The organism is Pseudomonas sp. CGJS7 (assembly GCF_036961695.1).
Genome location: NZ_JBAMDI010000238.1, coordinates 1 through 7,380, shown reverse-complemented (window position 1 = coordinate 7,380; position 7,380 = coordinate 1). Strand labels below are relative to the sequence as shown.

General features: G+C 68.1%; 5 protein-coding genes. All 5 read left to right on the top strand.

Annotation, left to right across the window (positions count from 1 at the left end; genetic code table 11):
* Positions 1-191 precede the first annotated feature (191 nt).
* A complete protein-coding gene (locus V7787_RS51780; RefSeq protein ID WP_336095290.1) occupies positions 192-3,758 on the top strand; it encodes a Calx-beta domain-containing protein in 3,567 nt (1,188 codons plus the stop codon).
* Positions 3,759-4,305: 547 nt separating this feature from the next.
* The gene (gene pdhA / locus V7787_RS51775; RefSeq protein WP_336095289.1) at positions 4,306-5,376 is read left to right on the top strand and encodes a pyruvate dehydrogenase (acetyl-transferring) E1 component subunit alpha; all 1,071 of its coding nucleotides are present in this window, start codon (positions 4,306-4,308) and stop codon (positions 5,374-5,376) included.
* A complete protein-coding gene (locus tag V7787_RS51770) occupies positions 5,376-6,407 on the top strand; it encodes an alpha-ketoacid dehydrogenase subunit beta (protein ID WP_336095288.1) in 1,032 nt (343 codons plus the stop codon). The genes pdhA and V7787_RS51770 overlap by 1 nt, the downstream gene beginning before the upstream one ends.
* A gap of 18 nt (positions 6,408-6,425) precedes the next feature.
* Positions 6,426-6,785, top strand: coding sequence for an SH3 domain-containing protein (locus tag V7787_RS51765; protein WP_336095287.1), 360 nt, complete (start codon positions 6,426-6,428; stop codon positions 6,783-6,785).
* A 55-nt stretch (positions 6,786-6,840) separates the two neighbouring features.
* The coding region (locus tag V7787_RS51760; RefSeq protein ID WP_336095286.1) for a biotin/lipoyl-containing protein at positions 6,841-7,380 on the top strand (540 nt) is incomplete at its 3' end.

The window sequence follows — 7,380 nt, the reverse complement described above, 5'->3', positions numbered from 1 at the left end:
CGGCCACGCCTCGCGCATTCGCACAATGAATGTGCATTAGTTCCATAAAAAATGACGAGATAAACAATTCATCACATCGCCCAGACATGCCAAGTCACGCTTTTGCAACGCCGCAAAGTGAGTATTGATGCACAATCCAAAACGTCTGCGACCCGGGGAGGTCGGGCAGACGCTCACTCTGGGGAACCACCATGGAAAAGAGGACGAGCCGCCTTTGGGCGGCGATGGTATTGGCCTTAGCCGCGACCGGATCGGTGCAGGCGCAGGTCGTGATCAGCCAGGTTTACGGCGGCGGCGGCAATTCCGGCACCACGCTTAAAAGCGACTTCATCGAACTTCACAACAACGGCGACACCGCCGTCGACATCAGCGGCTGGAGCGTGCAGTACGCGTCCGCCGCCGGCTCGACCTGGCAGCGCACGCTGTTGACCGGCAGCATCGCGCCGGGCGGCTATTACCTGATCAAGCAAGCCGACGGCAGCGGCGGTTCGGTCGCACTGCCGACCCCCGACGCGACCGGCACCCTGGCGATGAGCGCCACCGCCGGCAAGGTCGCCCTGGTCAACCACAACACCGCGCTCAGCGGCACCTGCCCGCTGGGCAGCGTGGATTTCGTCGGTTTCGGCAGCGCCGCCAACTGCGCCGAAGGCACCGAGCCCACCGCTACGCTGACCGCCCTGCTGGCCGCGCTGCGCAAGGAAAACGGCTGCACCGACAGCAACCTCAACAGCGCCGATTTCGCCACCGGCGCGCCGATCCCGCGCAACAGCGCCAGCCCGACCTTCGCCTGCGCCGGCGCCAACCTGCCGGTGCTGAAGATCGGCGATGTCGAACAACTCGAACACCTCAGCGCGTTCGAATTCACCGTAACCCTGTCCGAGCCGGCCGGCCCGGGCGGCGTGACCGTGCACTACGCCAGCGCCGACGGCACCGCCGTGGCCGGCAGCGACTACACCCCGGTCAGCGGCACCCTGAGCTTCGCCGAAGGCCAGAACAGCGCCACCATCACCGTGCTGGTCAACAACGACAACGAAGTCGAAGAAGACGAAACCTTCTTCGTCCGCCTGAGCGCGCCGACCGGCGCGCAGTTGGGCGATGCGGAAGGCAAGGGCCTGATCGCCAGCGACGAAGTCGAACTCACCGCGATCCACGCGATCCAGGGCAGCGGCCAGTACTCGCCGCTGGTCGGTCAGCGCGTGCGCAGCACCGGCGTGGTCACCGGCCGCAAGAGCAACGGTTATTTCCTGCAAACCCCGGACGACCAGGCCGACGGCGACCCGGCCACCTCCGAAGGCATCTTCGTGTTCACCGGCAGCCCGGTTCCGGCCGCCGCCGCGGTCGGCAACACCGTGCGCGCCGACGGCCAGGTGCTCGAATTCATCCCGTCGCAAGACCCCGGCCAACTGCCGCTGACCGAACTCGGCGGCGGCGTGCGCACCTTGCTGGTGTCCAAGCCGGCGGTGATCGGCCCCAACACCCTGCCGCAGCCGATCGCGCTCAGCGCCGCCCTGCCCAGCCCCACGGGCGGCCTGGAACAGCTCGAGCGTCTGGAAGGCATGCGCGTGGTCATGCCCAGCGCGACCGTGGTCTCGCCGACCCAGGGCTCGAAGAACGAAAGCAACGCCACCGGCAGCGGCAACGGCATCTTCAACATCGTCGCCACCGGCCTGCCGCGTCCGTTCCGCGAACCGGGCATCCAGGCGCCCGACGCCGCGCCGGGCGGCGGCAGCATTCCGCCGATCCCGCGCTGGGACTTCAACCCCGAGTTGATCACCGTCAGCAGCGCTGGCCTCGGCGGCACGTCGTTGAACCTGTCCACCGGCGCGGTCATCACCGACCTCACCGGCCCGCTGGATTACGGCTTCCGCCGCTACACCATCGTGCGCGATCCGGCGGTGCTGTCGACCATCACCCAGGGCATGCAACCGGTCGCCGCGCAGGTGCCGGCGCATTCGGAATTCACCGTCGCCTCCTACAACGTCGAGCGCTTCTTCGACGCGGTCAACGACCCGGCGACCGACGATCCGGTGCTGACGCCCGAGGCTTATGCGCGCCGCCTGGGCAAGGTTTCGCAAGGCATCGGCTACCTGCAGCGTCCCGACATCCTGGGCCTGATCGAAGTCGAAAACCTGACCGCGCTGCAGGACATCGCCGCGCGCGTCAACGCCGACGAAGTCGCCGCGGGCCGGCCGGATCCGAAGTACGTCGCCTACCTGATGGAAGGCAACGACATCGGCGGCATCGACGTGGGTTATCTGATCAAGACCTCGGCGCTGGCCGACGGCAAGGCGCGGGTGGAAGTGCTGAACGTGTCGCAGGTCGGCAAGGACGCGACCTGGGTCCAGCCCGACGGCAACAACGGCACCCTCAACGACCGTCCGCCGCTGATGCTGCAAGCGGTGGTGCACAACGGCGAGGGCCGCGACTTCCCGATCACGGTGATCCTGGTGCATCAGCGCTCGCTGATCGACAGCGAACTCGACACCACCGGCGGCGATCGCGTGCGCAAGAAGCGTCAGGCGCAAGCCGAGTATCTGGCCAAGTTCATCCAGGACCGCCAGACCGCCAACCCGGCCGAACGCATCGTCACCCTCGGCGACTTCAACGCGTTCGAGTTCAACGACGGCCTGACCGACGTGATCAACACCGTGGTCGGCACGCCGACGCCGGACGATCAGACCGCGGTGCCGGGCGACGGCGCCGATTTGGTCGAGCCCAACCTGGTCAAGCTCGGCGATCTGGAAACCCCGGATCAGCGCTACAGCTACACCTTCGGCGGCAGCGCCCAGACCATCGACCACGTACTCGCCAACCAGGCGCTGGTCGGCGCCGCCGCCGGTCTGAAGCTCGACCACGCGCGCATCAACGCCGACTTCCCGGAGATCAACCGCAGCCTCGACGACTCGCCCTCGCGCTTGTCCGATCACGATCCGGTGGTGGCCTACGTCGATCTGCGCCGCCGCGCCGATCTGGCCGTGGTCGCCTCGACCTCGACCGCGTCGGTGCGCATCGGCCGTCCGGTGTCGTTCAGCGCGACCTTGCGCAACACCGGTCCCGAGCAGTCCGACTACCCGGGCATCGGCTTCGCCATCAACGCCGAATTGCCGGCGCTGAACGTGACCGCGCCCAGCGGCTGGAACTGCGACGCGCCGCAGGTGAGCGGCGGTTCCACCAGCGTGGCCTGTACGCGCACCGCGCTGGGCAACGGCGAGTCGGCGACCTTCGCCCTGACCGCCAACGCCACCGAAGCGATGATCGGCAAGACCAACACGCTCGCCGTCGCCGCGCAGGCGCAGTCGTTCGATCCGGTCGCCAGCAACGATCAGGCCTCGGTCAGCGTCGAAGTCACCGCGCGCGCCGATCTGGCCATCGACGTCGCCGGCCCGCGCGTGCTGCGCGGCGGCCAGACCGGCCGCTTCGCGGTCGCGGTGCGCAACCGCGGCGCCGATGTCGCGGTGTTGCCGAGCGTGACCCTGTACGGCGACGCGCCGGCCGGCAACGTCTCGATCGCCGCGCCGACCGGCTGGACCTGCAACGTCGCCGCCGCGCGTCATCGCGGTTTCGAAGCCACCTGCGAAGGCGCGCGTCTGGCCGCCGGTACCGTGCAGCGCTTCGACTTCGCCATCGTCGCGCCGCGTCCGGGTCTGTTCGACCGGCAGTTGCTGCTCACCGGCCTGGCCGCCTCGGCGGTGGAAGATCCGAATCCGTTCAACGATTTCGCCTTCCACTACGTGCAATTGACCGGCCGCTGGTGGTAATTGCGGACGGCCTGGGCGCGCTGCGCCCGGGCCGGTTGGCACGGTTATCGGATGTTCGATCTCAAAGCGCGGCTTCGGCCGCGCTTTTTTTCTGCGATTGCGCAAGCAGATTCGGCACATCGTCTGTGCCACCTCCCGCGACCGGCCAAATTCGCCGCGCGGCGTCCGCTCCGCGCGCATTCAGTAAAAGCGGAACCCAGTCCGCGTTCGCCGCGTGTTGCGACCCGCATCCCCTACTTGCGCGGCATGGCGGAAACCGCCCGACCGGGCCAAATCCGTACTCCGCCGTCCTGACGTTTTCTGGCGTCTAGCGCGTTCCGGCCAAACTTGCATGCCGCAGCGCGCAACGGCGCTTAACACCGCTTTCGGTATCATCCGCGCCAGACGCAGCGCCCAGCCTGGGCGCCGCGGCTTTAGCCCGGCCCGGAACCTCGCGCAGTATTCGAGGTCTGCGGACCCAGCCGTCTGAAGCTGACCAGCGCGCCCGGCACTGGATCCGGGACCGGAACGATTCGGACCTCATCCCCACCCGTGAGGACCACCCGCGATGACCGTCGCCGCGACGTTCGAAATCCAATACCTGCAATACCTCGGTGCCGACGGCAAACCCGTCGCCGAGATTCCCGCAGCTTTCAAAGACCCCAACACCCTGCTGCCGTTGTTCAAGCAGATGTTGTTCGTGCGCACCTTCGACAGCAAGGCCATCGCCTTGCAGCGCACCGGCAAACTCGGCACCTACGCGGCATGCCTGGGCCATGAAGCCACCCATGTCGGCATCGGCGCATCGATGCTGCCCGACGACGTGTTCGCGCCGAGCTATCGCGAATACGGCGCCCAGTTCATGCGCGGCGTGCAACCGCGCGAAGTGCTGATGTACTGGGGCGGCGACGAACGCGGCAACGACTTCGCCGGTCCGCGCAAGGACTTCGCCTGGTCGGTGCCGATCTCCACCCAGTGCCTGCACGCCGCCGGCGCCGCGCTGGCGTTCAAGCTGCGCAAGCAAACCAACCTCGCGGTCGCCTGCTGCGGCGACGGCGGTTCGTCCAAGACCGACTTCTACGCCGCGCTCAATTCGGCCGGCGCGTATGAGTTGCCGCTGATCCTGTGCGTGATCAACAACGGTTGGGCGATCTCGGTTCCGCGCAAGGCGCAGACCGGCGCCAAGACGTTGGCGCAAAAGGGTCTGGCCGGCGGCCTGCACTGCCTGCAAGTGGACGGCAACGACCTGATCGCCGTGCTCGAAGGCATGCGCCGCGCCGCCGAACTGGCGCGCAGCGGACAAGGCGGCAGCGTGATCGAATTCATGACCTACCGCCTGCACGACCACACCACCGCCGACGACGCCCGCCGCTACCGCGACGACGCCGAAGTCAAGGACGCCTGGACCCGCGATCCGGTGCCGCGCCTGCGCACCTATCTCACCGACCAGGGCGTGTGGAACGAGGAACTGGAGAAGGCCTGGGCCGAGGAATGCGGCAAGAAGGTCGATATCGAAATCAACGCCTATCTGGAAACGCCGGTGCAGCCGGTGGAGGCGATGTTCGATTACCTCTACGCCGACATGCCCGCCGATCTGCTCGCTCAGCGCGCCGAAGTACTTGCCCAGGAGGGTCGCTGATGAACGTCGCGACTAAAGCCAACGTGGACACCAGCCAACCCGTCGCCACGCCCGCCGCGATCACCCTGATCGAAGCCATCACCCAGGCGCTGGCCTACGAGATGCGCAACGACGAGAACGTGCTGGTGCTCGGCGAAGACGTCGGCGTCAACGGCGGCGTGTTCCGCGCCACCGCCGGCCTGCAGCAGATCTTCGGCAGCGAGCGCGTGCTCGACACGCCGCTGGACGAAACCACCATCGCCGGCCTCACCGTCGGCCTGGCCTCGCAAGGCATGAAGCCGGTGGCCGAAGCGCAGTTCGACGGCTTCGTCTATCCGATGCTCGATCACATCATCTGCCACGCCGCGCGCTTCCGTCACCGCACCCGCGGCCGTCTGAGCTGCCCGATGGTGCTGCGGGTGCCGTGGGGCGGCGGTATCCGCGCGCCGGAACACCACAGCGAAGCCAACGAATCCTTGTTCACCAACGTGCCGGGTTTGCGCGTGGTGCTGCCGTCCTCGCCGGCGCGCGCTTACGGCCTGCTGCTGGCCGCGATCCGCGACCCGGACCCGGTGATCTTCTACGAACCCAAGCGCATCTACCGCCAGTACAAGGAAGTGGTCGCCGACGACGGCGAAGCGCTGCCGCTGGACGTGTGCTTCGTGCTGCGCGACGGCAGCGACATCACCCTGGTCAGCTGGGGCGCGCAGGTCAAGGAAACCCTGGAAGCGGCCGATAAGCTGGCCGGCGAAGGCATCAGCGCGGAAGTCATCGACGTGGCCACGCTCAAGCCGCTGGACTTCGCCACCATCGCCGAATCGGTGGCCAAGACCGGCCGTTGCGTGATCGTGCACGAGGCGCCCAAGACCGCCGGTTTCGGCGCCGAAATCGCCGCGCGCCTGGCCGAGGAGTCGATGTACGACCTGCTCGCGCCGGTCGAACGCGTCACCGGTTACGACACCCACATCCCGCTGTTCCGCCTGGAGATGAAGTACCTGCCCAGCGTCGACAAGATCGTCGCCGCGGCCAAGCGCGCGCTCGGCCACGGCTGAGCGATGCGGCGCGCACGGATGCTGGTCGACCATCGCGCCCCGGATCGCCCCGCGATCCGGATCGCGCGCGGCGACACGCTGAGCCTGGGCGAACGCGACCACGAGTGGCCGCAATTCGTCTGGGCCGTGCAGGCCGACGGCCTCGGCGGCTGGGCGCCGGCGTCGTTGTTCGATCGCGACCGTGGCGCGGCCACGGCGCAATCGGACTACGACACCGTCGAACTCGACGCCGCGGCCGGCGCGGTCGTTCGGCTGCACCACGAGCTGGCGCAGTGGTGGTGGGCCAGCGACGCGCACGGTCGCCAAGGCTGGATTCCGGCGCGCGCGCTGCAGCTTCTCGAAGACGCGGACACATTCACGGCAGGCTCGATCGCGTGACCCACGCGACCGACCCCACCTCAACACAACGAATTCAGATTAGGGACGACCGGCAATGAGCGATACCAAGACCTTCCTGCTTCCCGACCTCGGCGAAGGCCTGCCCGACGCGACCATCGTCGAATGGGCGGTCAAGGTCGGCGACACGATCCGCCTCGACGACACCCTGGTGTCGATGGAAACCGCCAAGGCGGTGGTGGAAGTGCCCTCGCCCGTCTCGGGCAAGGTGCTCAAGCTCGCCGGCGCCGCCGGCGACATCGTGGTCACCGGCACCATGCTGGCCGAGTTCGAAATCGACCCGAGCCAGCCGCAACGCGCCGACGGCCAGGACACCGGCCATCACCACGGCCACGCCGCACCCGCCGCGGCCGCGCCTGCGCCCGCCGCCGCGCCGGCCGAAGCCGCACCGGCCAAGTCGGCCGAACGCGCCGACAGCGGCACGGTGGTCGGCGCGATGCAGTCCTCCGATGCGGTGCGCAGCGAACAAGCGGTCGCGGTCGGCGGAGTCAAGGCGATGCCGGCGGTGCGCGCGTTGGCGCGCAAGCTCGGCGTCGACCTCAGCCGCGTGCGCGCCACCGGCCCCGACGGCGTGGTC

Excerpts from the sequence above, each read along its gene's own strand:
- V7787_RS51780 (WP_336095290.1), top strand. The coding sequence starts at position 192 with ATGGAAAAGAGGACGAGCCGCCTTTGGGCGGCGATGGTATTGGCCTTA.
- pdhA (WP_336095289.1), top strand. The coding sequence starts at position 4,306 with ATGACCGTCGCCGCGACGTTCGAAATCCAATACCTGCAATACCTCGGT.
- V7787_RS51770 (WP_336095288.1), top strand. The coding sequence starts at position 5,376 with ATGAACGTCGCGACTAAAGCCAACGTGGACACCAGCCAACCCGTCGCC.
- V7787_RS51765 (WP_336095287.1), top strand. The coding sequence starts at position 6,426 with ATGCTGGTCGACCATCGCGCCCCGGATCGCCCCGCGATCCGGATCGCG.